Consider the following 25297-nt stretch of genomic DNA (forward strand, 5'->3'; position numbering starts at 1 on the left):
TATTGGAATGAGAATAACGAACCTAAACTTCATAGTAGTTGGCAAAAAATTAAAGATTCATTCTACCAAACCCCAGATTTACCACCTGAACACCCTGACGACTATAAAACGCTGGACGGTGTTGACCAAAATGATAACGGTATTCGTGATGATTATGAGCGCTATGTGTATGAAAAGTTTGATTCTCCACAGCTCATCACCTTTAGTTTAGGCGCAGCTTCAACATTACAACTGGTTATTGATATTGAACAAGGGCGTATACCAAATTTAGATACTGAGATCAGTAAGCAGATTATTTTGGATATGATCAACATAAGCTACTGTGTTCGATATTTACAAAATTCACACCCACACTTTAGAGAACCCGAAGTTTTATACTTTAATACGATAGATAGAGCTTACGCGAACCGAAAAAGCCAAAATAAAATTAGTGACTATATTGCTTGGGATGACGGTTTTCATCGAAGTGCTGATCAAGACTGCAATATCCTTAAGAAGGACATAAAATGAAAGCTATATATATTTTACTCTTACTTATATTTCCAGTTTTGGCGAATGGTAATTATCAAGCACAAGATCGGTATTGCTCTAGAAATATTGATAATGTGCGCATTTTCTATGTAAATGGTATGCGGACTAATATCAAGCAATATAGGGCAAACTTAAATAGATTAGGTAACTTTCAAAATTCTCACCTACCTGAATTTAAAAAAGGAGCATTTCCTACAGGGAGTCATAATAAAAGTGAAGCTATATTTATGCAAATATATGAAGTCGCACAGCAAAAGTATAGTGACTTGCCCGTATTTTCACCTGAGTATCGTATAATAACTGCAATAATTGGAGGCACTGTTAGCTCACTATCAGATATAGATATCGCTCAAATTGAGTCTGTTTTACAGGATGTATTTACTGAAGTAAATTACTCTATTATTGACGAGACAGACTATAAAAATGCATTTCAAAGACTTCAATTTCAGATGCATTCTTGCAACCGTATTATTCTTATTGGTCACTCGCAAGGTAACTTTTACACCAATGCTCTTTTTGAGGAAACCATATCTACTTATCAATATAGCGACGGGTATCTTGCTTCCGATTATCCACTGGTTAGCCTAGCCGCAATAGCAACACCAACAAGTTCAATAGGAGGAAGTTTGGGGGAGGAATATAAAGAGATCATTTCACACCTTACACTTGACGAAGACTGGGTCATACGAGCCGTAAGGATTTTATTTGGTAGTTTACCTTCAAACTATTCTGCTGAGTCTTTATTTGACTCAACTGGTCATGGGTTAATTGCTGCATACCTAAGAAATAATGCAGTTGCAAATGCAATAAGTGCTAAAATTGAAGCTTCTATTTTAAACCAAACTCCTTTCCCCTTATTTGAACAACACCCTGTAAATTCAGATGCTTTTTCACACATCGGCTATTCAACGATTAATAAAATTCTTGATCTCAAATTTGAATCAGGAAGTGTTTATCGTTATTACAATATACCTATTTTAGTATGGGATGAGTTGTATTACTCAACATCAATGGGGAAGGTTTTTAATGATAATATTCGAGGCCAATACCCTTTTGATAAGTTAGATATTGAAAGTATGACTTATCTAAAAATGACGTCACTTGAACCAGTTGCAAAAGTTGAAAAATAACTAAACATTGGACTAGAAATAAAAAAGGGTGAGCCACTTCAGCTCACCCTTTTTAATAATTATTGTTTGGGAATAGAGATTGGATTCCCAATCTATAATTTCATTCCCAAACTATAATGACTTTTATCAATAAAATTATTAGTCTCTGTATGTCTCTACCGCTGGGCATGAACACACTAGATTACGGTCGCCGTATACGTCATCGATACGCGTTACTGTAGGCCAGAATTTGTTTTTGGCCACTGCTGGTACTGGGAACGCAGCGTAGAAGCGGTCGTATGCTCTGTCCCACTCGTTACCAAGTACGTCGCCTTGTGTATGCGGTGCAAACACTAGCGGGTTGTTTTCTATAGACCATTCGCCAGAGATCACTTTGTCGATTTCGCCTTTGATTGATACCATAGCTTCGATGAAACGGTCGATCTCAACTTTAGACTCAGACTCAGTGGGCTCAATCATCAAGGTGCCCGCTACTGGGAACGACATAGTTGGTGAATGGAAACCGTAATCTTGTAAACGCTTAGCAACATCCATTTCAGTGATGCCCGAAAGCTCTTTAAGTGGGCGTAAGTCAACAATACATTCGTGAGCAACACGGTTGTTGCGACCACGGTATAAAATTGGGAAGTGCTGGCTTAACTCATGAGTTAAGTAGTTAGCACTTACGATTGCCATTTCAGTGGCTTGTTTAAGGCCTTCGCTACCCATCATGGTGATGTAAGCCCATGAGATAGGTAAAATAGCTGCTGAGCCGTATGGCGCTGCTGATACTGCTCCGTTGCCGATACTCGTACCAGGTACGTTAATTACGCTGTGGTTAGGCATAAATGGCGCTAGGTGTGATTTAACACCGATTGGGCCAACACCTGGGCCACCGCCGCCATGTGGGATACAGAACGTTTTATGCAAGTTTAAGTGCGATACGTCTGAACCGATAAAGCCTGGGCTTGTTACACCTACTTGTGCATTCATGTTCGCGCCGTCCATGTAAACTTGGCCGCCGTGTTGATGAATGATGTCACAAATTTCACGAATTGTTTCTTCGTATACACCGTGCGTAGACGGGTATGTGATCATGATACACGATAGGTTTTCTGATACTTCTTCTGCTTTCGCTTTAAGATCAGCCATATCTACATTACCGTTTTTGTCACAATCAACAACTACAATTTTCATGCTTGCCATTTGTGCAGAAGCTGGGTTAGTACCGTGCGCTGAACTTGGGATCAAACAAATATTACGGTGTGCATCGCCACGTGACTCGTGGTATTTGCGAATCGCGATTAAGCCTGCGTATTCACCTTGTGCACCAGAGTTTGGCTGTAATGAAACGGCATCGTAACCGGTGATGTTAACTAACCAATCATGTAGTTCGCCCATCATGATTTGGTAACCTTCTGCTTGGTCTAGCGGGCAGAATGGGTGAAGATTAGCAAACTCAGGCCAAGTAATTGGGATCATCTCAGCGGTCGCGTTTAGTTTCATAGTACATGAACCTAACGAGATCATTGAGTGATTAAGTGCTAAATCTTTGTTTTCAAGACGTTTGATATAACGCAGCATTTCAGTTTCGCTGTGATATGAATTGAAGTTAGGGTGCGTTAAGATTTCATCATCGCGTTCAAGGTTTGCAGGGATTGAATCGCTACCGTTTGCTTCGATGTCTGCTGCGATTGCATCAACACTTAAGCCGTGGTCTTCGCCAAGAATGATATCGAACAACTGTGCTACGTCTGCGCGCGTTGTGGTCTCAGACACTGAGATTGAGTATTCGCCATCATGGTTAGTAGCAAAGTTTACGCCGTTTGCTACAGCACGCGCTGTTACATCGTCTTTGTTATCGCTAACAACTGTTAGGGTATCAAACCAGGTGCTGTGCTTAAGGTTTACACCTTTAGCTTTAAGGCCTGCGGCTAAAATATCAGCAAAACGATGAATACGCTGTGCAATTGTTTTTAAGCCTTGTGGGCCATGGTACACCGCATAAAACGCAGCCATGTTAGCGAGTAATACTTGCGCTGTACAAATGTTTGAGTTGGCTTTGTCGCGGCGAATGTGTTGCTCGCGGGTTTGCATTGCCATACGTAGTGCATCGTTACCTAAACGGTCTTTAGACACACCAATGATACGACCTGGTAATGAACGTTTGTATGCATCACGTGTTGCGAAAAATGCAGCGTGTGGACCGCCGTAACCCATTGGTACACCAAAACGCTGGGCAGAACCAAGTACTACGTCTGCGCCAAGTTTACCTGGTGCTTTTAATAGTAATAAGCTCATGATGTCAGCAGCAACACAGGCAATCGCTTTTTTGCTTTGTACGCCAGCGATTAAATCTGTGATATCGACTACTTCACCTGATGTTGACGGGTATTGGAATAACGCACCAAAAATTTCGTGATTTACAGCATCAGCAGCAGGACCTACCACAACTTCAAAACCAAACTGCTCGGCGCGAGTTGTCACTACGTCGATAGTTTGGGTATGTACGTCATCAGCGATGAAGAAGATGTTGGCTTTTTTAGCTTTAGATACACGCTTTGCAAGGCCCATGGCCTCGGCAGCCGCAGTTGATTCATCAAGTAATGATGCACTTGCTAAATCAAGACCGGTAAGGTCTAAGGTCATAGTTTGGAAATTAAGTAATGACTCTAAACGCCCTTGAGCAATCTCTGGTTGGTATGGAGTGTACGCTGTGTACCAGCCTGGGTTCTCAAGTACGTTACGTAATATTACGTGTGGTACGTGAGTTGGGTGGTAGCCTTGACCGATGTAAGATTTGAATACTTTATTTTTGCTTGCTACTGATTTTAAGTAGCTTAGTGTTTCAACTTCAGTGCGGCTTTCACCCACTGTTAGGCCTTGCTCTAAGCGGATGCTTGCAGGTACAGTTTGACCGATCAGCTCTTCAACACTCGATACTCCAAGAGCACTTAGCATATCGCTTACTTGTGCTGGGCTTGGCCCAATATGACGGCGAATAAAATCTTGCGTTTGCTCTAATTGTTCAAGAGATTTGGCGTTTGACATTTGTCCAGATTCCTATGATCCAAAAAATAAATGGTTATTACTAATGGGTGACCAGTAATAACTTAAAAGCTTTTGATTTAATAACTTACAGTGTATGGAAAAGTAAGCAGTAAAATCATAAAAGCCCCAATTATGTTAGGTATAATGGGGCTTTTAGTACGGCGATAAACTAATTATTAGTCTTCGTCGATGGTGTTTGCATAGCCTTCAGCGTCAAGCAAGTTTTCTAGCTCAGACTCGTCAGATGCTTTAATGCGGAATAACCAACCGTCGCCGTAAGCGTCGTTGTTAACTGTTTCAGGTGCATCTTCAAGGTCTTCGTTGATTGCAACGATTTCACCGCTGATTGGTGCATAGATGTCTGATGCCGCTTTTACTGACTCTGCTACTGCACAGTCTTCGCCTGCATCTACTTCATCGCCTACTTCTGGTAATTCAACAAATACCATGTCGCCAAGTAGTTCTTGTGCGTGCTCAGAAATACCTACAGTGAAAGTACCGTCACCTTCGTTGCGAACCCACTCGTGTGAAGAGGCATACTTTAACTCGCTAGGGATATTGCTCATTTTATTCATCCTTTGGTTTTGATACCAATCAACTTAAAAATTTAACCATTCTAGCGGTCTAAATAAAGCGCTAACAGCGTTATTAATTTATCAGGTAGAACAACTACATATCAAAATTAATGCCTTGTTATCACTCTATTTATCTGTCGCTATAACTGGTTAATAACTCAACATGATTGGTATTATTGGGTGATAACACCAAATTTTTTAATTAATACTTTAAAGTACAGACTTACCGTTACGTACAAAGCTTGGTTTAACTACTTTTACGTTAACTAATTTTTTACGCATTTCTACTTGAGCAGTTTCGCCAGTTGAACGTGGTACACGTGCAAGGGCAACACTAAAACCAAGTGTAGGTGAGAAAGTACCAGAGGTAATGACCCCTTCGCCACCATCAACAATTACTTTAGAACCACTACGCAATACGCCTTTTTCTTCCAGCACTAGGCCAACAAGTTTATCAGTGCTTTTGTCAGCGCGTTGCTGTACTAGTACGTCACGACCGATAAAGTCACGATCTTCAGGTTCCCATGCAATGGTCCACGCCATGTTAGCAGCAAGTGGTGATACGCTCTCGTCCATATCTAGGCCGTAAAGGTTCATACCCGCTTCTAAACGTAGTGTGTCACGTGCACCAAGGCCCGCAGGCGCAACACCAGCATCTAGCAGTTGTTGCCAAAGATCCGCAGCTTGCTCGTTCGGTACAACAATTTCGTAACCGTCTTCGCCAGTATAGCCTGTTGTAGCAATAAATAAATCACCAGTTTGCACACCAAAAAACGGCTTCATATCTGCAACAGCTGCTTGTTGATCAGCCGTTAAGATAGTGGCAGTTTTTGCTTTAGCATTAGGGCCTTGTACTGCAATCATGGCAAACTCTGGGCGCTCTGTTACTGCAACGGCAAAATCAGCTGAAACTTTAGCCATGTGCGCTAAATCTTTTTCACGAGTTGCAGAATTAACCACTAAGCGATAATCAGTATTTGAGAAGAAGTAAATGATAAGGTCGTCAATTACGCCACCTTGCTCATTCAGCATGCCAGTGTAAAGCGCTTTACCAGGAACGGTTAATTTAGCAACATCGTTAGCGACTAGTTTACGAAGGAATGCTTGTGCTTGCTCGCCTTTGACATCAACAATAGTCATATGTGAAACGTCAAACATGCCTGCATCGGTGCGCACTGCGTTGTGCTCTTCGATTTGCGAACCATAGTTGATTGGCATTTCCCAGCCATGAAAATCAACCATTTTTGCTTTTGATTCTAGGTGCTTTGCATGTAAAACTGTTTTAGAAGTCATAATATTCCTTCACTTTATAATTAACCCAAGATTGGGCGTGGCCTCAATTTAATGAGGGGGAATAACATGGGCGGCGATTATACATAAGTTGTAATGCACCTAACACCCAAATTGCGATTTGTTCTAACAAATAAATTACAAAAGCTGGCAACTAAAAAATACGCTAGCCAGCTTATCAATTTATGTTTAAGCAACGTCTGGTAGTGACATATCAAAACCGCGTTGCTGTAAATATGTTTGCCATTTAGTCAGCTCAGGCGCTTTGGCCACCAGCTGAAAATACTGTATTGATTGTTTATCAATAGCGGTAATAAATACCTCACCACTTTGCGCACCGTAGCAGCTGTTGGCGTCTGACAAGCGCAGTCCAGGGGTGAGTTTAAATGCTTCGACTAACGCGTCAAATGCCTGCTCACCAGATAAAGTTAAGGTCGCTAAATCAGTGCGGGTAACAAACTCAATATCGTAGCGCAGTTGCTGTTCACTGATCAGTGCTTGTAATTGAGCCGCTGCATCTGTGTGCAACACAAATCTAAACGCTGTTGCACTAAAGTAATATAACGCAAAGCTATAATTGCTGTTTAGGTCACCATCTAAGGTGCCTTTCACACCTAAACCACTGGCGGTTAGTTTGTTTAAATCTAACCCTAATATAGTGGTTAAAAACGGGATTGCTTCAGTGCCGCTAAAATCGATCACCACGGTGTTTGTATTGAGCTGCAGCATATTGCTATCAGCTGCTTCAATCTGGCTATGACGAGCAAACATTATCGGGCTAAAAGTCATTATCGACACCTATCAATCTTTAATGGCAAAAGTATATTGTGCAAGTCTAGCAACAACAAATTGTAATTATTAATCAATTGATAAATAATACTTATCAATCTACCCCCATAAATTGTAATTTTTAATATGAAAAATATCTCAACAGACAGCTTACGCACGTTAGTTACTGTGGTTGAAGTAGCAGGTTTTGCTAAAGCAGGTGATTTACTTGGCTTATCGCAACCCGCTGTAAGTTTACAAATAAAGCGGTTAGAAGAAATGCTCGGGCATAAGCTATTTAAAAAACAAGGCCAGCGCCAAGTACTCAATCAATACGGTGAACTGCTGCTGCCGATGGCAAAGCAAATGCTGCTGCAAAACGACACCATTTTGCAATTATTTACTAAAGAGAATGTGACCGGTAAGGTGAGGTTGGGAATACCCAGCGAATTTGCCGCTCGGATCTTACCCGCTATTATCGGTGACTTTGTGGCACTTTACCCTGAAGTATCGTTAGAGGTTAAATCGCGTTTAAGTAAGCATTTATTGTCGGTTTCACGAGAAGACCAGTTTGATTTAGTACTGGCGTTAAATGAAGATTTAAACTCTGAAAAGTTCCCTGTTTTTATGCAAGACCAACTGGTCTGGGTTGGTGATTTATCAATAGCACAAAATGACGTTGTTACGCTTGTGACTGCACCGGAAGGTTGTATTTATCGACGCCGCGCCATCGAGGCATTGCAACTTGCAGGTATTAAGTACCGCATAAGTTATAGTAACGCTGATTTAACAGGCCTTACTGCGGCTTTAAAAGAAGGATTAGGGATCACCGTTTTGGCTAGAAGCACAGTGCCTAATGAACTTAACTATGAGTTAAACACCGCTATTTTACCGAGCCTAGGTAAAATAGGTATTAGCTTAACAAAGCATGCAGAACAAGCCGAGCATGCGGTAGATAAACTTGCCGAGTTTATTGCATTACGCTTGACTTAATAGCTAACAAAAAGCCGCCTTTAGTTACCTTTTGATAATTTAGATTATCGCAACGAATATAGTAATACAATATTAACAACAATATGTTTTCATATTTATATTCAAAAACTTACTTAACGATCGGAATTGTTACAAATAGGATTGATTCGTATTATTTTACATGTTTAAATTGCGCCAGTTAAAATTAGACACATACAGGATCTATAATGCCTCCTAAGCTTATTGTTTCAACACTTTCGATGGCTATTGCTTTATCATTAAGCGCTAATGCCGTTGCAAATGATGCAACAAATAAAAAAAAGAACTTTGAGCAAATTACCGTTATTGGCTCGCAAGCTGCTATTAACGATATTCCGGGCTCTGCTACATTTATCTCAGACGAACAATTACAAAAATTCGAATTTACCGATATTTCTCGTGTTTTAGCATCTGTACCAGGTGTTTATGTGCAAGAAGAAGATGGTTATGGCCTGCGCCCTAACATTGGTATGCGTGGCACAGGTACTGGCCGTAACGATAAAATATCAGTAATGGAAGATGGTGTTCTCGTAGCACCCGCACCTTACTCAGCGCCATCGGCTTACTACTTCCCTACTATGGGCCGTATGGAGTCGATTGAAGTATTAAAAGGCGCAGCCTCTGTTAAGTATGGTCCGCGTACAACCGGTGGTGTTTTAAACTTACTTTCGCGCAGCTTACCGACCGAAGGTTCAACGGGTTTAGTAAACGCCGAACTCGGTAGCGATGGTTTTTATAAGGGCCATGCTTACTTCGGTAAAGAAAAAAACAACGCAGCTGGCCTTATTGAAGTTTTCAGCTATGGTGCAGATGGCTTTAAAGAATTACCTGTAGGTAGCGACAACACAGGCTTTGAAAAAACAGATTTTTTACTTAAATTTGGTTATAAGTTTGGTGAAAACAACGCGCATAACCTAGAGATGAAAATTAAGTACTCTGATGAACAATCTGATGAAACTTACATGGGTTTAACAGAAGAAGATTATAAAGCGTCACCAAACCGTCGTTATGCCGCATCACAAAAAGACCAAATGAACACGCAACATAATGCATACCAATTAAACTATGCTTATCGTTTTGGTGATGGTTATGAGTTATTAGCGACAGCTTACCTCAATGATTTTCATCGTAATTGGTACAAAGCGAGCAAAGTAAGTGAAAGCTATTTAGCACAGTACAGTGAATTTGAAGCGGCACCAACAGCTGAAGGTATTGAAGGCATTGGTATTAAAGCAAATAACCGCGACTACCAAGCCAAAGGTGTGCAATCAGAGTTGCACATTCCTGCGGGCGATCACTATGTGACTGTTGGCGTGCGCTACCACGAAGACGAAATGGATCGTTTTCAGTGGGAAGACAAATACACACTTAATCAAGATTTAAGTATGACCTTAACGTCTCAGGGCGTTCCGGGTTCTGACAGCAATCGTGTAGATAGTGCAAAAGCAACAACGTTATTCATTCAAGACCAGTGGTCAATCGATGCATTAGTGATTAATGCAGGCCTTCGTTATGAAGACATCACAATTACCCGCGTAGAGTGGTCAAAGTCTGATCCTAAACGTGAAAATGGCTTAACTAAAGACGTTTCAAACGATACACAAATCTTAGTGCCATCACTGGGGGCAACTTACACCGTAAGCGACAGCCTAACGCTACTTGCAGGTATTCAGCAAGGTTACGCTCCTGCTGCACCAGGTAATGCAGACCAAGAAGAAGAGGAAAGCGTAAACATTGAGTTTGGTGGCCGTTATAACGTTGCTGGTTTTAATGGTGAAATCATTGCATTCTTCTCTGATTACAGCAATATGCATGGAAATTGTACTGCATCTGTAGGCTGTAGTGATGAAAACATTGGCGACCAATACAACTACGGCGAAGTAGAAGTATCGGGCTTTGAGTTCTCTGCAGGTCGTATTTTCGAAATTAATAGCGCAACATTCCCTGTACGCTTAACTTACACTTATACGGATTCACAGTTTAAAAATGATTTTGCATCAGATATCTGGGGGCAAGTAAATAAAGGCGATGCAATGCCTTACGTTCCAGAGAATCAAATCGCTCTTTCATTTGGTGCCGTGCTTTCAAGCTTTGCATTTGATACGCAAGTGCGTTATGTATCTGACGCACATGCTGATTTAAGTGCTGACGGCCTGAATGCAATCGACAGCCGCGTAGTGTGGGATTTAGCCGCTAAATATTTAATTGATGACAAGCAAAAAGTATATCTAACGGTTGATAACCTATTTGATAACACTTACATCGCTAACCGCGCAAACGGTGGTATTCAACCAGGTAAACCACGCACAATCCAAATGGGTTACAGCTACGCGTTTTAAGTAAACGCTAAAGGTAAAGGCTAAAAATTATAAAAGCAGTGCTTGTTAAGTCAAAGTACTGCTTTTTTGTAGATCGTGATTTATCACGAAAGTAGTGCGTAAATTGAACTGATATAAAATCGCAAACCTCAGCACCTTTGGGCTAAAACCCAGCTAACAGGTAGACACCGAGCTTATCTGGATTATTTTATCAAATTTAAGGCATAAAAAAGCGCGGTATAAAATCACACTACTCATCACTTAGCTAGCCTAACATCTATCTCACTAACTCTGCTACTTCCCTATCGCTTGCTTGGCAAACAGGTGCTTAATTGGGCCTAAGTTATCAACCAAGCTTAAACCCACACCACGTACCAGTTTTTTAAGTGGGTTAGCGCCTGCAAATAATTCTTTTAAGCCTTGCATCATCGCAATATGCTTTTGTGCATCAAGCTTGCGGGTACGCTCGTAATCACGCAATAGTCGATTACTGGCAAACTCTTTATTGTCAGCAGTTAAAAGCTCAATAAGGTAAGCGGCATCTTTAAGGCCTAAGTTCATACCAAGTCCTGCTAACGGATGAATGGTATGTGCGGCATCGCCCATTAATACCACTTTACCTATCACCCATTGCTGCGCGTAACGCATTTTCAAAGGGAACGCTGTGCGCGCACTTTGTACCTCACATAAACCGCATTGGCCATCAAGGGCTGCCATAACTGCTTTATTAAAATCGCTATCATCCATGGCTAGTAACGTTTGGCAATGCGCAGGACTGGTTGACCATACAATTGAGTGCGTATTGGCATCTGGCAGCGGTAAAAACGCCAGTGGTCCAGTAGGTAAAAATACTTGGCGCGCAGTATTATTATGTGGCTCAGTGGTTCTTACCGTCGCAACGATGGCGTTATGATCATAATCTTTAAACGTAATGGGCAAATTAAACTGTTTCCGAATCGCTGAATTTGCGCCATCGGCTGCCACTAATAACTTGGCTATAACTGGCTCACCAGAGTCTAAGGTTATAAAGACGTCATTGTCACTTTGGTGTATTTGTTGATAGCGTGTATCAAACATAAGCGTTGCTTGGCTGTATTGTTCTAATTCATTGATCAGTGCATAACGAATGATGTCGTTTTCAACAATATGACCTAAATGAGGAAGGTCCAGTTCATCGCTGTTAAAAGCAATTTTGCCAAAGCTATCTTGGTCGCGCACATCCATATGGGTATAGGCGCGTGCTCTTTGAGCAATGATCTCAGGCCACACTTGCAAAGATTCAAACAAGTGTTGGCTGGCAAGGCTCAGTGCACTTACGCGCAAAGCGTATTCATCGCCTGGCAATACTTGTTTTGCTGCCGCATCAATTACTACTACACTGATATTGGCTTTAACAAGCCCCAGCGCGAGGGTTAAGCCAACACAGCCGCCCCCCACAACACATACTTGTGTCTGTTTCATAGTCGTTTACCTTGTTTAACCTGACCCATTAATTGCTTAGCTAAAGGTGTTTTTAAAGAAGAACACAAATCCATGGCGAATAGACCACAGCTGCGACCAAATGCGAGTATTCGTGATGAGTTTGAAAATAACCGCACTAAAGAATCTGTTAACGTCATTACAGTGGTTATATCTTGGTTACGTTGTTTGGCATATTCACGGGTAAATAGGTAACTGCCAATTGCCAATTCGCTCTTTACTAATTCACATAGAAGTTGCACATCGCGCAGGCCTAAATTAAAGCCCTGCCCTGCAATAGGATGAATCGCATGCCCTGCATTGCCAATTAGTACCGTACGGTGAGCACTTAATGACTCAGCACGGCCATACACCAGTGGATAGTTTGCACGCATGCCGACTTTAGTAAATTGCCCGCCACGATAACCAAATGCAGTTTGCAAAGCACTTACAAAAGCGCTGTCGTCAAGCTGCATATGCGCGTCAATATCGGCTTTATCCATACACCATACTAACGAGTAACGGTTATTACTCATCGGGAGTAATGCCATTGGTCCATGCTCAGTAAAGCGCTCAAAAGCATGGTTATGATGACCACCTGCCACTTCAATATTGGCAATGATCGCCCCTTGTGAATAAGGCTCAGGAGTAAAATTGATCTTTGCCAGCTGGCGAGTAGCCGATTGCGCACCGTCGGCAATCACCACTAATTGGCCATTAAGTTGAGCACCAGACTGCAAAGTAATACTTGCAAAATCATGCTGATAGGTAATATCTGCAACACTGTCAGGGCAATACATGACCACTTGGGTAGCTGCAAGTTGTTGATGTAAAGCACGACCAAACGGATTTACCTCAACAACATAACCTAGAGCTGACTGCGAAAATTGCGCACAATCGATCTGCGTTTTACCAAAGTGACCGCGATCCGACACGGTCACTTTTTTAATTGCCGCAGCAAATGAGGCATCAATATCAAAGGCATTAATGGTCTGTAAAAATTGCACCGATTGTTGTGCTAAGGCGATACTTCGGTCGTCAAAACTAGGATGGTGTTCAGTGCTTGGTTGATTTGCTTCAACCACCGCAATCGTTAATTGCGGCGCATGTTTCGCAAGACTCAGCGCACAACTGGCACCCGCTAAGCCACCACCGATAATAACAACATCAAACTGCTCTGCCACGTTATGCTCCTAGCGGTTAATTGCTTGCTTTTGCATTAACGCTTCAATCTCGCTGATACTTTTTGGCACACTCAAAGTAAGATTTTCGTGGCCTTGCTCGGTCACTAACAGGTTATCTTCAATACGAATACCAATGCCCTTATATTGCTCAGGTGCTTGCGCATCTAGGCTAACATACAAGCCAGGTTCAATAGTGAGTACCATACCAGCTTCAAATGGGCGTTCTTTTTCGTCTTTTTTATAGTCGCCTACATCATGCACATCAAGGCCAAGCCAATGACCAAGGCCGTGCATATAAAATGCTTTACATGCTTGGTTATCAAGTAACTCTTGTAACTCACCTTGCAAAATACCTAAATCAACTAAGCCTTGGGTGAGCACTGTCATCGCTAATTTATTAGCCTTTGATAAGCTACCACCGGGCTTTACTTCAGTAAACGCTGCTGCTTGCGCCGCTAGAACAATGTTATAAAGCTCAGCTTGAGGTTGACTAAATTGCCCATTAATAGGGAAAGTACGCGTAATATCTGCCGCGTAACCTTGCAGTTCAGCGCCAGAATCAATCAGCACTAAATCACCGTCGGTCAGCACATCACTGTTAGCAGTGTAATGCAATATATTGGCGTTATCGCCACCGCCGACAATGGTGCCATAGGCGGGATGACGCGCACCATGCATAGCGTAATGATGATGAAGCTCGGCTTCTAGCTGATATTCGGTAGCGCCTGGCTTTGCAAACTGCATAGCACGAATATGTCCTTGGGCACTTATTTCACACGCTTGGCGCATAATATTCACCTCAGCAGGTGATTTAAATAAACGCATTTCGTGCACTAAACCACGAATATCTTTAATCGTATGTGGCGCTTTATAACCTTTTTTAGGCGCGCCACGCAGCGTCTTTAATAACGCCCACACTTTATCGTCAAACTGTGGATAAGTACCTTGTGCATAAAATAAAATCTGCTGGCCGTTCACCAAATTCAATAATTGTTCAGTTAGTTCACTCAGTGCACATGTTTGGTCGAATAAATAATCTTTTTTAGCTTTTTCAAAACCAATACGACGACCATGCCAAATTTCCGCCAGCTTATCTTTGTTCAAACAAAACAGCGTACTCGGTGTATCGCTGCTTGGGCAAAGCACTAACACTGCATCGGGTTCATTAAAGCCAGTTAGGTAGAAGAAGTCGCTATCTTGGCGAAACGCATATTCAGTATCACGGCTGCGGGTTACTTCACTTGCCGCTGGAATGATAGCCACACTGTTTGGTTCCATCATGGCAAGTAAACGATCTCTGCGTGCTTTAAACTCTGCTTTTTCTATTTTAACTGTTGGCATTATAAACCCTGTTTATACTGTTAATTTTAACTTAGTGAAGTGTTTTTTTAGTGCTTTTTGGCGCTTGCTCTTGACCAAGTTCAGCAAAACACAACAGCGCAGAAACTCGCACATATTCAATTACTTCGTGCAATGCTTGGCTGTCTTCTTCGGTTTCATCAAACATGGTATCTAAACGCGTAATTTCACTAAAATCACTGATCACTTCTTTTACATCAGCTGATAACTTGCCATAGTCTTTTTGTTTTAAGCCAAAACCAAGCATAAATCCAGCGACCCATGACACTAAACCATTCGCTTGATCTACTAAGGTTTCGTCATCACTTGGTAAAAATAAATCAAATTGAAACTCTTCGTTGTTAAAACTTTCTACAACTTGCTTATAAATAATGGCAAAAAATTCTTTCAGATCATGGCTAAATGCTTGGCCATCATTAAACACATCGCTTAATAAGCCTAAGTATTCTTTGGCTTCAATACTCAAGCCGCAGGCTAATAATCCACTGATCACGCCGTGTGCTTCTGAAGGAGTGACAAATATTTCGTTTTTTTCCAATAGTAATTGGGCTTGTTGGTAATCTGGTAATTCGTTCATGCTGAGATCTTCGCTTGGCTAATTAAGTCAATGCTACCACTCGATAAATAGCAACTCCAATGAAAAGTATGATTGAGGTCAAAAAGCAATCCGAAAAGTAAATAGCCAGTTACCAGTGCTGGAAAATTACCCGAACAGTATAATTATTTTGAATTTGGGGTGTAAGGATTGGCTTATGTCTTATATACTGAATTTGTTCCCTAGGGTGTTGGAGCTTGGTTAAGTCCCTGAGCCGATAAATTTTATGTTAGGGTTTCTGTTCGTCTGCTATTGTGCAAGCTCGGCATGTACCGAGAAGCCTACGGCAAACCGCAGATTCCCGCCCTGAGACCTTATGGTTTCAGGACTGACACCGAGTGCCGCATACTTGGGGAACACCTTTCTTACCTTCCTTTATACTATCTGCTGTTGTGCTTTAAACCATTGATAATAATATGAGCCAAATGTATTTAATAGCGTCGCAAATGCAATTAAGCTCGTACCCAGAATTTGCATCAAACTCATTACGGTACTAAAAAATAAAAACTGGAATAACACCGCAAAGATTAAGTTAGTATAAATTAAAGGCGCCAGCTGTGAGTTTGAATCAACTAATCTATATGCTTTGGAACGAAAAAACTGAGTTGCAGCAGTTGAAAGTCCTAAAAACAATAATAACAATAAGATCCCCTGCTCGAAATTGACTATCATTATTATACTTTGTTGATACTCAACTTGGCTGGTAAAAATAACCATCACAGGTAAAACAAACAATGCTGCAATTGCAAAACAGCACCCGTTTATTACCAAGATAGGTAAATTTATTTTACTGGCTCTAAATAAAGCAACTTGCGAGCAACCATTAAAAAAACCAGCCGCTAAACCTATTAATAATTCCCAGCGCCACGTTATCCCTTGTACGGTTAAGTTTTGCATCACCACGCCAATGCCCATTAATATTAAGGTAGGTAAAACCATTCGACTGATTTTGGTTTTATAAAAATAGCGCTCAAGTAGCGGAATAAATAACGGCCCAGTACTAAATAATACCACGGCCTCAATTAACGTTAAGCGACTTAAGGCCAACATAAAACAACCTTGGCAACTGGCAATAAAAATGGCACGTAAGATAAATGCCCCCCAAGCTGCTTGATTTGGCATCACCCAGCGGCTGCATGCAGCAATAAACAACATAACTAACGCAGGAAGTAATAAACGCAACATCACTAATATTGCATCACTAAAATACTCAGTTAAAAGCTTTGAAAATAAACTATTCAACGCTAAAGTAAATGTGGATAACAGCATAAACATACTGGGTCGTAATAAAGCAGCCATAACAACTCCTTTCTCAACGAGAAACACATTTCACATTGAGAATGATAAGCTTAACATTAATCTGAGGCGCTAAATTAGCGTAAATAGGTAGAATGAAAAAGCGAGTAATTATGCACAAACCTGTAAGTAAAACTTAACAAAGAGAAACTATGGCTAACTCTATTCCTTTAAAATCGCTTCATAGTTTTATTGCAGTCGCAGAAACTGGAAGTATGATCCTCGCTGCTGAGCAATTAAATATTAGTCATTCTGCAATAAGCCAAGCAATTAAGTCTCTTGAATCGCAACTAAACACTCAATTATTTACTCGTATCGGCCGACGCGTTGAGCTAAATAGCACGGGTAAACGCTATTACCTGCGAGTACAGCCAGCTCTAAATGAGATTATAGCTGCAAGTTTTGAGATCTCTGCGAGTCAGCTCTGCGCGCACTTAACTTTAAATATGGTGAACTCGATGGCATTGCATTGGTGGATCCCACGAGTAGCGGAACTACAAGCTTACGCGCCAGAGTTAGATGTGCGTTTATCTAATTTAGTCGGAGAGTTTAACTTAGAGCAACATGGCGTGGATGTCGCTTTGGTGCATGGTAAACAACAAGATTGGGCGCAATATCACTGCGAAAAACTGGCTGATGATGAGCTTATTTTAGTATGTAGTCCTGAATTAATAAAAACCTTGCCCACAGATTGCCAAACTGGCAAAGAGCTACTTACTCGTTTCCCGGCTATTTTTGCCATAAACCCACGCCGCGATAACGATTGGCACGTATGGTGTAACGCCCATCAATTAGCAATACCGAAACAACATAAAAATCTCACTTTTAATATTTCAGTACAAGCAACGCAAGCGGCAATGCGCCAATTAGGTGTTTTGGTCACCCATAAACAATTTGTAAAAGATGATATTCAACAGGGTATGCTGGTGCAAATAGGTGAGCCGGTATTAAACCCACATCAACAGTTTTATTTTGCTACCAGCCATAGCAAGCGTGAACAAGCCACTATATTGATATTAAAAAAATGGTTAAAATCGCAGTTTTCTAATCAATAAAAGTTTATCAGCCTACGGCTTACTAAAAGTTAATTTTTAACTTTTAGTGCACCTAATACAATACAGACAACACCACCGACCATTCCAGCCCAAGCCTCAATGGGTGTATCACCACTAAAAGTTCGCGTAATTTGCGCACTTGCAGAGTCATAAACGTCATAACCCCAAAAAGCCAGTGCAGCTCCAATACAGATCAACACAATACCAATTACTTTATTCATTTTAATTCCTATTAAAGCTAATAAAGGTAATCTCTAAAAGTACGCTAAGGTATTGATTAAAGCAAAACTAAAAATAACCTTCACACCGCTATTTAAAAATTACTCATGGTATTTACGGATCACCGCAATCTTACCGTTTTCAATTTCCAGAACATCCATCAACGTTTGGGTGTATTCAATCAGTTGCTTGTTTTGCGGGTGCACACCTTTCGCGTGTTGCGTGTAACGAATCGCAATCGCGGTATTATTAAATATGAAAGTATCAAGTAACTTTACTTCATATTCAGTGTGGGCACCTAGATAAAAAGTCATACCTTTGCGCATCATGGCCTTACCGTCAGGTGAACGAGAATCATCGCTTTGATAAGGTAGGTGTTGATTAGCAACATCGTCAGTGAGTAACGCTAAAAAAGCTTCTAGTTCTTTACTGCTAGCTTTAGGCGCCTGAGTTGCCGTCATGGTGGAAAAATATTGCTGGGCGAGTCCTTCTAGTTCGTTATTTTCGTCTTTTGCATGTAAGTTAAAAGTTGCGATAACAGCTAACAATAAAAAAGTAACGTATTTCATTATGCTCTCTTGCATTGTGTTTAATTATCACTCTATCAAAACAGCAACAAACTAAAATGTATAGTCTTTTTATAATAAATCACGCTTCGCCGGATGGTTTTATAAAATACTCTTATAAAATATCATCTAAAAGGCTGGCTTGTTCTGGACAATCTCAGTAAGCATGTAGCGAATCTTCTACAACTTAAGACCCATACCTTTTTAATTAAATTATTTTAATGTTCACCGGCACTTTCAATGCATAATAAAATTAACACACTCAATAACTTATTTAAATAAAAAGTCATTAGACTAACAACCAGCCTATAATTTACTTTAAAATAAATATAAAACTTAATGACCATTTAATATAAAAAAGTGATTGATTTAGGGAGAGGATAAATAATAGGGGTATTACGACTGCTAAGCAGCCGTAATAGAAATGCGTTGAAATAGATAGTAACGAGTTATAGGTGTGAAGAACTACCTGCTGATTCATTGAATGATAAACCTGATACAATGCCTTTAGCATTAAAACGGATTGTTACATTCTTTGTCTCATTTTGAGAACCACCGACATGGCCTGCGTATGGAATAAAGCCTACACCACCGCCTTGACCTTCGCTGTAGCTGTATGTCCATACAACTTCGTCATTACCTATATCATTAACGCCCATAGGGTCGCCAATCGCTTCTTTGACTTGCTCTTGAGTTGTTTCGCCTTTTTTGAAGCCTTTTACAACTTCCATATCAAAATCACGGCCTTGTGAGGTGCTATTACATGCGGCCAAAACAAACGCCATTGCAATTGTTAATAATATCTTTTTCATGTCATTCCTTAATAATTATCTTTTAAATTCCATTTCAACGCGATTAAGCGCGTTAATTATGAACAAAAAAAATAAAATATCAACCCCAAATGGAAACATATTAAAGATAAAAAATTAATCAGTAAAAATGTATAATAAAATAAAAAACAAATACTATAATTATAAATATTTCAATCCCACTTATGATTAGATATTACTTCCCAACCCACTATAGCAACCATTTTATACCATGATTTCATTTGGATAACTTACTCACTAGTAGAGCACAACAATCCACAACTAAAGTAAATTAATGCAACATCAGCAACAATAAATGTCATTATCATTATTTTATTTTTGTAAACTCCAATTTTTAATAATTATTTTATATTTTTTATTTCGTTAAAAAATACAGCTGTAGTAATAATAGGTTAATTCACTGGATAAAATAACCAATCACTTGCCATTGCTCAGCAGATTTTTTTAATGTCACGGTTTCAATCGACTGTGCTTTATTTTCAAAATCAGTTTGAAACTCTAAAATCACATAATCACCGTCGGGCAGTTGCGGTATTGAGGTTAACACTTGACGACTGATACCTTCGCGAGATGTAACAGAACCTAGCGGCGTACGAACTTGCTCTAACTTAGATACCCAAAGCGCTTGCGGTACATTTTTTTGAAAAAACGCCCCAGCCTGCTGCCAACTGTTTGCGTATTTACCACTATCAACAACTTCTAACCAGCTAGTCGCAGGGGCGATTTCTGTTGATACATCAACAACTTCTAACCAGCTAGTCGCAGGGGCGATTTCTGTTGATACATCAACAACCCTTAGCGTCTGAGACCACGTTAATGTGCTTATAAATAAACATAAAACAACAATTATATTTTTCATGGTGAGTCCTTTTTTCTATCAAGTTATTTTGCCTCAAGCACAAAATCACTGTTCAACTTTGCCATAAATGATTTTCAAAAAACAATCTGCACTGTCGAAGCATCGCTCACTATGTTCTGCTTAAAGCTGGCTTTTATTACAATATGTTGCCTTTTCAAAGTCACTGACATTCATTGCAATATTGTCGATATGTGGGAACATCTGAGTAAGTTTAGTCACTATCGCTTTTGATAATTCAGCTTTTTGCTCAGTCGTTCGCCCCTCCATTATATATCCAAAAACATGAATAAATTCGTGCTGTTTATTACCCACTAAATAACGATTATACGGGTTTACTCTGACTTTAATTTCATGCTCAGCGAACAAATCCGACGCGTTTGCAGTATGGTAAATTTGCTCATTAATAGTATCTTCATCATGATAGGCCAAGATACTCTGCGAGCAATCGATGATAAAATGTGGCATTAAATAACTCCTTGTTTATGCAGTCAATAAGTATTTAATTTACCTTTTTTTTAAACTATAAAACACTGCTTAATAGTCAATTTTACTCTTGCTAACTTTGTCCTTGCTAACTCATTCACATCTTACTTTTAACTTTACTCGTAGCCACACTGGTGGCGGGGTTATCAGGCCAAAAGTGTTTTGGATAACGACCTTTCATTTCTTTTTGCACCTCCCGATAGCTGGTTTGCCAAAAGCCAGCAAGATCTTGTGTTAGTTGTAAAGGTCGTCTTGCTGGTGAGAGTAGTTCCATTAATAAGGGTAACTTGCCTTGCGCTAATATTGGCGTACTGATCATGCCGTACACTTCTTGCATACGAACACTGAGTTTTGCGGGGCCGTCGAGTTGATATTCAATACGAATATTTGAGCCACTTGGAACTGACACTCTCAGCGGGAATAAATCATTTAACGCATTTTGTTGTTGCCAATTAAAACAACTTTGCAAGGCATTAAAGTAGTTAAACTTTTTCAACTGTTCGAGGGTTTTTATATCTTCCAGAAAAGCACCTAACCAAAGCTGTGCGTCATCGATTAAGCTTTGTTTAGTGATGACAGGAAATTGCTCCGGCATTAAATTACTGGCTAAACACATACGAATAAGTAACTGCTCACTGTCGCTTTGCTCATTAAATAATTCAAAGCCTTGTTTTTGAAATAAAGTTAACCACGCTTTCGCCCGCTCACTTTTATCAAGCGGATGTTTACTCGGTTGGCTAGTAACTGTAATTGCCCCTAGTTTGACTTCATCTTGATGAATAAAGCGCCCTGTTTTTTCGTCAAATTCACAGCGCGTTTGTGCAGTAAATAAATGTGTCAGTTCATCCTCAATCTCTGCAGGAGTAAACGCAACAGCTGCAAAAATACGACTGCCTTTTTGGCCTCCCATTGAAGCAATTGCAAGGTAGTCCTCGTTATGCCAATGCTCGTTGTTTAGCTCAGCACCTGCGCCATTGGTAAGCAAGTAACCATTGCCACGCTTTTTAGCTAATCGATCTGGAAAAGCAAACGCCACCAGCAAAGCCAAATAAGTGGTTTGTAGTTCGCGTACTTCAGTTAGCTTTAATCGCTTTAACCAAAATTTCAGTTGCTGTTTAAATACAGGATGTGGCCGAGCATGTTGGCTGTGTAATGCTAAGCTTAAATCTGCGGCATGGCTAATCCGACTCTCTAATAACGCAATTAAATACGCCGCTAATGTATAAATACCTGGCATCTGAGGTTCGAGTTGCTGCGCTTTAATTAGCATGTGCGCTAGGCGAATATCCGCGCCAAAACTTAGCATACGTGTACCGAGGGGGGTCAATTTATTGTTATTATCGAGCGCCTCTAACATTTGCAGTAATTTTGTTGCTTGCTGTATTTGTTGTGCTGTTGGACTATCTAACAAGCTTAGATCAGTTAACTCCGCGCCCCAGAATTTTGCCTCCAATAATAATTGGCTAATATCAGCACTTAAAATTTCTGGCGCATCATGGCTATTACGCCGCTCAAAGGTTTGTTTTGAACCAAGCCTATAAACTACACCGGGCTCAATACGCCCAGCCCGCCCAGCTCGTTGAATTGCCGATGAGCGAGAAATACTTTGTGTGGTGAGTTCAGTAACGCCAGTTTTTAAATTAAAACTAGCAGCGCGGCGCTTGCCACTATCAACCACAATACGAATACCTTCAATGGTTAAGCTAGTTTCGGCAACATTGGTGGTCAGCACCACTTTACGAGTACCTTTTGCCGCAGGGGCAATTGCAGCTTGTTGAGATGCTTTATCTTGTTCACCAAACAGAGTAACTACATGGCAATTTGCAGGCAAATCTGACAGCGCTTGTTGTACGCGGTTGATCTCATATTGACCGGGCAAAAAAACTAACGCACTGCCTGTTTGTTCAACTAAAGCTTGTTTGATAATACTGGCCATAGCGTCAAGCCAGCGGCTTTCATCTTTAATGGGTATGTAAATTTCATCGATGGGAAAGCTACGCCCGTGGGAACTAATAATTGAACAACCAAAAAACTGCTGATAGCGTTCGCTATCAAGGGTTGCCGACATCAATAAAATCGTTAAATCATCACGCAGTGCAGCTTGAGATTCTAATGCAAACGCTAATGCGGTATCGGCCGCAATAGAGCGCTCATGAAATTCATCAAATATCAGTAGGTCAACGCCACTGAGCTCTGGGTCGTTTTGTAGCATACGCGTGAGCATGCCCTCGGTAACAATTTCAAGGCGGGTATTAACACTGACTTTGGTTTCCTGCCTGATACGTAAACCAACGCTTTGCCCTACGGTTTCGTTTTGGCACTGTGCTAAATAGTTGGCAATATTACGTGCAGCTAAGCGACGCGGCTCAAGCATGACAATGTGCTTAAAGTGCCCGTCGCGCATCAACTGCAATGGTAACCATGTTGACTTACCCGCACCCGGCGGCGCTTGTAGTAAGGTAATCGGATCACTTTGTAATGTAGTAACGAGTTGATGATATATTTCTTGAACCGGCAGCACAGCTATTTATCCTAAATTGCATTGCCGATATTGTAACAAAAAACTGCAGTAAATCAGATTCATAAAATCGGTGATTATTGAGTGTTTGCAATAATTACAGACCGTTGCGTAGATTTTTTAGCTTATAATCTATTAAAAACTCATCTCTAAATAATAAAAACATTAACCAATTGATTATTAATAATAAAGTTATAATTTAATTTTGGTACAAGCCTTGCTACTTTATAACTGAAAGTAAATTCACAAACCGACATTATAAGGAGCGAATTATGAACAGTGATCGTATCGAAGGTAATTGGAAAGAACTTAAAGGTAAAGCGCAACGTAAATGGGGCGATCTTACTGACGGTGATTTAGATAAAATTGAAGGTAGCCGTAAAGAGCTGGTTGGTAAAATTCAACAAGCATACGGTAAATCGAAAGAAGAAGCTGAGCGTGAAGTTGATGAGTTTGAAAAAGGCCATTAATCAAAAACGCTAGGTAACTACAAAACCGCCTGAGCAGGCGGTTTTTTATTTTTAAACTCAAATAGCTGCTTTCATACTGAAGTTAAACTCAAAGCTCCTATGGTACTTCCTAACCTCTAGCAACTTACACAAATACTAATATTTAATAGATAACAACATTTGCCACCGGTAGCATTGGTATGTAGAATCAACTCAACGTTAACAAAATTGGTAGAGTCAAATGAAAATCGCATTAATGAACGAATTCAGTCAAGCGGCAAAAAACCCAATAGTACTTGAACAGCTTAACACTGTTGCTAATGCACAAAATCACCAAGTATTTAATGTGGGTATGGATGGCGATAACGATCATCGACTAACCTATATTCACCTAGGAATTATCGCAAGCTTACTGCTCAACTCTAAAGCGGTAGATTTTGTAGTGACCGGTTGTGGCACAGGTCAAGGCGCACTCATGGCGAGCAATGCGTTTCCTGGTGTGAGCTGTGGTTATTGTATTGATCCATCAGATGCTTACCTATTTGCACAAATAAACAATGGTAATGCACTCGCTTTACCCTATGCAAAAGGCTTTGGCTGGGGCGCTGAGTTAAATATTAAATATATATTTGAAAAAGCATTTACCGGCGAAAAAGGCCAAGGGTATCCAGCAGAACGTAAAGAGTCACAAGTAACAAATGCAGGTATTTTAAATCAGCTAAAAGCGGATGTTGCTAAAGATTACTTAAGCGCACTTGAAGCTATTGATCCTGAGCTGATTAAACAAGCGATTGGCGGACCACGTTTTCAAGAGTGCTTTTTCGCACATTGCCAAGACGACGCAATTGCTGCGTTTGTTAAAGCGCGTATTTAATAAAATAGCGCCCTATATTTAAAGGGGAGAACCCTCCCCTTTTTGCATCTAAGATAATTAACTTTTAACTTCCAGTGTTGATAATATCCTGAGATAAAATACGCTTACCATCTTTATATACTTCAAGCCAACCTGGTGGTGAGGTATCACAGCCAATCACTGTAACTTGTAATACGTAGCTGTAACGGCCGTTTTTAAATGTGTAACTATGATTACCGCCACTGCCCTCAAATTCGATCTCACCTTTTAGTAAGACTATATCTGGCTTATCGCTGGTTTTTTTATCAATGCTCCACGACGCATAGCGGAAGTTTCCATCACCTAAGTCATCAATGCGAATACGGTATTTAGCTGTTTGCCAATCTAAAATAGGCTCTACAAAAGCATTAATACTTGGGTGAAGCGCTTGCTTATCAGCTGCTATTAAATTTTTAGCCAGCAATTGTTCTTTAGCTGTTTGGTAATTGATACCGATGATTTTCCCATCCGTATCTACCCAAACGACACCGCTATTTAGCATAATGCCGCGCCAACCTACTTTATCCCAGTCAGTATCGATATTTGAATCAACAATCTGTTTAATAAGCGTCTTATCAAACACGTCATCAAAACGCTCAACTAACTCAGCTTCATTATTAATATCAGGCACTGGATATGTGCGCGAAAGCGGATAACTAATATGTGAGGAAATAGCCGCTTTATCGTGGTTTTTAAATGCTTTTATAAGATCTACAATAGGCTGTTGATATTGTTGTTCAAGCGCAAAACTATTTGCGCTAAACATGAGAGATAAAAATAAGCCGGTATAATATAAAAATTTCATTTAAGTCCTTTATTTTGATGATTCAGTTAATGAACATCATGTTATTTATCTGTTTAGGTTTATACCATTCACAACA

At 40.3% G+C, this 25297-nt stretch carries 22 protein-coding genes, 1 other RNA gene and 1 pseudogene; 8 read left to right on the forward strand and 16 right to left on the reverse strand.

The window, feature by feature from the left end:
* Positions 1 to 510: pseudogene (locus H5201_RS13030) on the forward strand (chitodextrinase); the annotation flags it as partial.
* On the forward strand, positions 507 to 1661 hold the full coding sequence (locus tag H5201_RS13035) for a KTSC domain-containing protein (RefSeq protein ID WP_182784761.1): 1155 nt from the start codon (positions 507 to 509) through the stop codon (positions 1659 to 1661). The pseudogene H5201_RS13030 and the gene H5201_RS13035, both read left to right, overlap by 4 nt.
* Positions 1662 to 1799: 138 nt before the next feature.
* Here the strand turns inward: H5201_RS13035 and gcvP are convergent, their stop codons facing one another.
* The 4 genes from gcvP to H5201_RS13055 form a co-directional block, all read right to left on the reverse strand.
* Positions 1800 to 4691 carry an aminomethyl-transferring glycine dehydrogenase gene (gene gcvP / locus H5201_RS13040; protein ID WP_182719175.1) on the reverse strand — a complete coding sequence of 964 codons (2892 nt, stop codon included), beginning with the start codon at positions 4689 to 4691 and terminating at the stop codon, positions 1800 to 1802.
* A 176-nt stretch (positions 4692 to 4867) separates the two neighbouring features.
* Entirely contained in the window at positions 4868 to 5257 is a 390-nt protein-coding gene (gcvH, locus tag H5201_RS13045) for a glycine cleavage system protein GcvH (protein ID WP_145241859.1), read from the reverse strand.
* 219 nt (positions 5258 to 5476) lie between these two features.
* Positions 5477 to 6559: a glycine cleavage system aminomethyltransferase GcvT gene (gene gcvT / locus H5201_RS13050; protein ID WP_145241861.1), complete on the reverse strand. Its 1083-nt coding sequence runs from the start codon at positions 6557 to 6559 to the stop codon at positions 5477 to 5479.
* A 186-nt stretch (positions 6560 to 6745) separates the two neighbouring features.
* A complete protein-coding gene (locus H5201_RS13055; RefSeq protein WP_182784763.1) occupies positions 6746 to 7345 on the reverse strand; it encodes a hypothetical protein in 600 nt (199 codons plus the stop codon).
* 126 nt (positions 7346 to 7471) lie between these two features.
* Between H5201_RS13055 and H5201_RS13060 the strand changes: the two genes are divergently transcribed.
* Together H5201_RS13060 and H5201_RS13065 are read left to right on the forward strand one after the other, a co-directional pair.
* The gene (locus H5201_RS13060) at positions 7472 to 8317 is read left to right on the forward strand and encodes a LysR family transcriptional regulator (protein WP_145241866.1); all 846 of its coding nucleotides are present in this window, start codon (positions 7472 to 7474) and stop codon (positions 8315 to 8317) included.
* A gap of 206 nt (positions 8318 to 8523) precedes the next feature.
* Positions 8524 to 10674 (forward strand): TonB-dependent receptor domain-containing protein, encoded by a 2151-nt coding sequence (locus tag H5201_RS13065; RefSeq protein ID WP_182784765.1) that lies wholly within the window; start codon positions 8524 to 8526, stop codon positions 10672 to 10674.
* Positions 10675 to 10947: 273 nt separating this feature from the next.
* Here the strand turns inward: H5201_RS13065 and H5201_RS13070 are convergent, their stop codons facing one another.
* Genes H5201_RS13070 through H5201_RS13085 form a run of 4 tightly spaced genes read right to left on the reverse strand, consistent with a single transcriptional unit; the run spans position 10948 to position 15231 of the window.
* Positions 10948 to 12114 carry an FAD-dependent monooxygenase gene (locus tag H5201_RS13070; RefSeq protein WP_182784767.1) on the reverse strand — a complete coding sequence of 389 codons (1167 nt, stop codon included), beginning with the start codon at positions 12112 to 12114 and terminating at the stop codon, positions 10948 to 10950.
* Entirely contained in the window at positions 12111 to 13295 is a 1185-nt protein-coding gene (ubiH, locus tag H5201_RS13075; RefSeq protein ID WP_149983223.1) for a 2-octaprenyl-6-methoxyphenyl hydroxylase, read from the reverse strand. The genes H5201_RS13070 and ubiH overlap by 4 nt, the downstream gene beginning before the upstream one ends.
* 9 nt (positions 13296 to 13304) lie before the next feature.
* On the reverse strand, positions 13305 to 14636 hold the full coding sequence (pepP, locus tag H5201_RS13080) for a Xaa-Pro aminopeptidase (protein ID WP_182719171.1): 1332 nt from the start codon (positions 14634 to 14636) through the stop codon (positions 13305 to 13307).
* A gap of 31 nt (positions 14637 to 14667) precedes the next feature.
* Entirely contained in the window at positions 14668 to 15231 is a 564-nt protein-coding gene (locus H5201_RS13085; protein ID WP_145241895.1) for a UPF0149 family protein, read from the reverse strand.
* A 194-nt stretch (positions 15232 to 15425) separates the two neighbouring features.
* On the opposite strand from H5201_RS13085, the gene ssrS reads away from it, so the two are divergent.
* A non-coding RNA gene (gene ssrS, locus H5201_RS13090) (6S RNA) lies at positions 15426 to 15609 on the forward strand.
* 15 nt (positions 15610 to 15624) lie between these two features.
* On the opposite strand, the gene H5201_RS13095 is transcribed toward ssrS, so the two are convergent.
* A complete protein-coding gene (locus H5201_RS13095; protein ID WP_149983224.1) occupies positions 15625 to 16548 on the reverse strand; it encodes a DMT family transporter in 924 nt (307 codons plus the stop codon).
* Between the two features lie 149 nt (positions 16549 to 16697).
* Here H5201_RS13095 and H5201_RS13100 point away from each other — a divergent pair, with 149 nt between their 5' ends.
* The gene (locus H5201_RS13100) at positions 16698 to 17600 is read left to right on the forward strand and encodes a LysR substrate-binding domain-containing protein (protein WP_182762185.1); all 903 of its coding nucleotides are present in this window, start codon (positions 16698 to 16700) and stop codon (positions 17598 to 17600) included.
* A 29-nt stretch (positions 17601 to 17629) separates the two neighbouring features.
* Here H5201_RS13100 and H5201_RS13105 read toward each other — a convergent pair whose 3' ends face one another.
* From H5201_RS13105 to hrpB, 6 genes are all read right to left on the reverse strand, one after another.
* A complete protein-coding gene (locus H5201_RS13105; protein ID WP_149983225.1) occupies positions 17630 to 17821 on the reverse strand; it encodes a DUF3185 family protein in 192 nt (63 codons plus the stop codon).
* A 99-nt stretch (positions 17822 to 17920) separates the two neighbouring features.
* Positions 17921 to 18388: a nuclear transport factor 2 family protein gene (locus H5201_RS13110; protein ID WP_182784769.1), complete on the reverse strand. Its 468-nt coding sequence runs from the start codon at positions 18386 to 18388 to the stop codon at positions 17921 to 17923.
* 446 nt (positions 18389 to 18834) lie between these two features.
* Entirely contained in the window at positions 18835 to 19197 is a 363-nt protein-coding gene (gene bamE / locus H5201_RS13115) for an outer membrane protein assembly factor BamE (RefSeq protein WP_145241390.1), read from the reverse strand.
* Between the two features lie 415 nt (positions 19198 to 19612).
* A complete protein-coding gene (locus H5201_RS13120; RefSeq protein ID WP_182784771.1) occupies positions 19613 to 20074 on the reverse strand; it encodes a DUF4019 domain-containing protein in 462 nt (153 codons plus the stop codon).
* A 120-nt stretch (positions 20075 to 20194) separates the two neighbouring features.
* Positions 20195 to 20539, reverse strand: coding sequence for a 5-carboxymethyl-2-hydroxymuconate Delta-isomerase (locus H5201_RS13125; RefSeq protein ID WP_182719168.1), 345 nt, complete (start codon positions 20537 to 20539; stop codon positions 20195 to 20197).
* A gap of 115 nt (positions 20540 to 20654) precedes the next feature.
* Positions 20655 to 23078, reverse strand: a complete 2424-nt coding sequence (gene hrpB, locus H5201_RS13130) for an ATP-dependent helicase HrpB (protein ID WP_182784773.1) — start codon at positions 23076 to 23078, stop codon at positions 20655 to 20657.
* A gap of 269 nt (positions 23079 to 23347) precedes the next feature.
* On the opposite strand from hrpB, the gene H5201_RS13135 reads away from it, so the two are divergent.
* On the forward strand, positions 23348 to 23545 hold the full coding sequence (locus tag H5201_RS13135) for a CsbD family protein (protein ID WP_182719166.1): 198 nt from the start codon (positions 23348 to 23350) through the stop codon (positions 23543 to 23545).
* 220 nt (positions 23546 to 23765) lie between these two features.
* On the forward strand, positions 23766 to 24398 hold the full coding sequence (locus H5201_RS13140; protein WP_182719165.1) for an RpiB/LacA/LacB family sugar-phosphate isomerase: 633 nt from the start codon (positions 23766 to 23768) through the stop codon (positions 24396 to 24398).
* Between the two features lie 64 nt (positions 24399 to 24462).
* On the opposite strand, the gene H5201_RS13145 is transcribed toward H5201_RS13140, so the two are convergent.
* Positions 24463 to 25221, reverse strand: coding sequence for a hypothetical protein (locus H5201_RS13145; protein WP_182719164.1), 759 nt, complete (start codon positions 25219 to 25221; stop codon positions 24463 to 24465).
* Between the last annotated feature and the right edge of the window lie 76 nt (positions 25222 to 25297).

Source organism: Pseudoalteromonas sp. SG43-6, from assembly GCF_014164365.1.
Classification (GTDB): domain Bacteria; phylum Pseudomonadota; class Gammaproteobacteria; order Enterobacterales; family Alteromonadaceae; genus Pseudoalteromonas; species Pseudoalteromonas rhizosphaerae.

Bases quoted from the DNA above. Each gene is read 5' to 3' on its own strand.
- H5201_RS13035 (WP_182784761.1), top strand. From the start codon at position 507: ATGAAAGCTATATATATTTTACTCTTACTTATATTTCCAGTTTTGGCG.
- gcvP (WP_182719175.1), bottom strand. From the start codon at position 4,691: ATGTCAAACGCCAAATCTCTTGAACAATTAGAGCAAACGCAAGATTTT.
- gcvH (WP_145241859.1), bottom strand. From the start codon at position 5,257: ATGAGCAATATCCCTAGCGAGTTAAAGTATGCCTCTTCACACGAGTGG.
- gcvT (WP_145241861.1), bottom strand. From the start codon at position 6,559: ATGACTTCTAAAACAGTTTTACATGCAAAGCACCTAGAATCAAAAGCA.
- H5201_RS13055 (WP_182784763.1), bottom strand. From the start codon at position 7,345: ATGACTTTTAGCCCGATAATGTTTGCTCGTCATAGCCAGATTGAAGCA.
- H5201_RS13060 (WP_145241866.1), top strand. From the start codon at position 7,472: ATGAAAAATATCTCAACAGACAGCTTACGCACGTTAGTTACTGTGGTT.
- H5201_RS13065 (WP_182784765.1), top strand. From the start codon at position 8,524: ATGCCTCCTAAGCTTATTGTTTCAACACTTTCGATGGCTATTGCTTTA.
- H5201_RS13070 (WP_182784767.1), bottom strand. From the start codon at position 12,114: ATGAAACAGACACAAGTATGTGTTGTGGGGGGCGGCTGTGTTGGCTTA.
- pepP (WP_182719171.1), bottom strand. From the start codon at position 14,636: ATGCCAACAGTTAAAATAGAAAAAGCAGAGTTTAAAGCACGCAGAGAT.
- H5201_RS13085 (WP_145241895.1), bottom strand. From the start codon at position 15,231: ATGAACGAATTACCAGATTACCAACAAGCCCAATTACTATTGGAAAAA.
- H5201_RS13095 (WP_149983224.1), bottom strand. From the start codon at position 16,548: ATGGCTGCTTTATTACGACCCAGTATGTTTATGCTGTTATCCACATTT.
- H5201_RS13100 (WP_182762185.1), top strand. From the start codon at position 16,698: ATGGCTAACTCTATTCCTTTAAAATCGCTTCATAGTTTTATTGCAGTC.
- H5201_RS13105 (WP_149983225.1), bottom strand. From the start codon at position 17,821: ATGAATAAAGTAATTGGTATTGTGTTGATCTGTATTGGAGCTGCACTG.
- H5201_RS13110 (WP_182784769.1), bottom strand. From the start codon at position 18,388: ATGAAATACGTTACTTTTTTATTGTTAGCTGTTATCGCAACTTTTAAC.
- bamE (WP_145241390.1), bottom strand. From the start codon at position 19,197: ATGAAAAAGATATTATTAACAATTGCAATGGCGTTTGTTTTGGCCGCA.
- H5201_RS13120 (WP_182784771.1), bottom strand. From the start codon at position 20,074: ATGAAAAATATAATTGTTGTTTTATGTTTATTTATAAGCACATTAACG.
- H5201_RS13125 (WP_182719168.1), bottom strand. From the start codon at position 20,539: ATGCCACATTTTATCATCGATTGCTCGCAGAGTATCTTGGCCTATCAT.
- H5201_RS13135 (WP_182719166.1), top strand. From the start codon at position 23,348: ATGAACAGTGATCGTATCGAAGGTAATTGGAAAGAACTTAAAGGTAAA.
- H5201_RS13140 (WP_182719165.1), top strand. From the start codon at position 23,766: ATGAAAATCGCATTAATGAACGAATTCAGTCAAGCGGCAAAAAACCCA.
- H5201_RS13145 (WP_182719164.1), bottom strand. From the start codon at position 25,221: ATGAAATTTTTATATTATACCGGCTTATTTTTATCTCTCATGTTTAGC.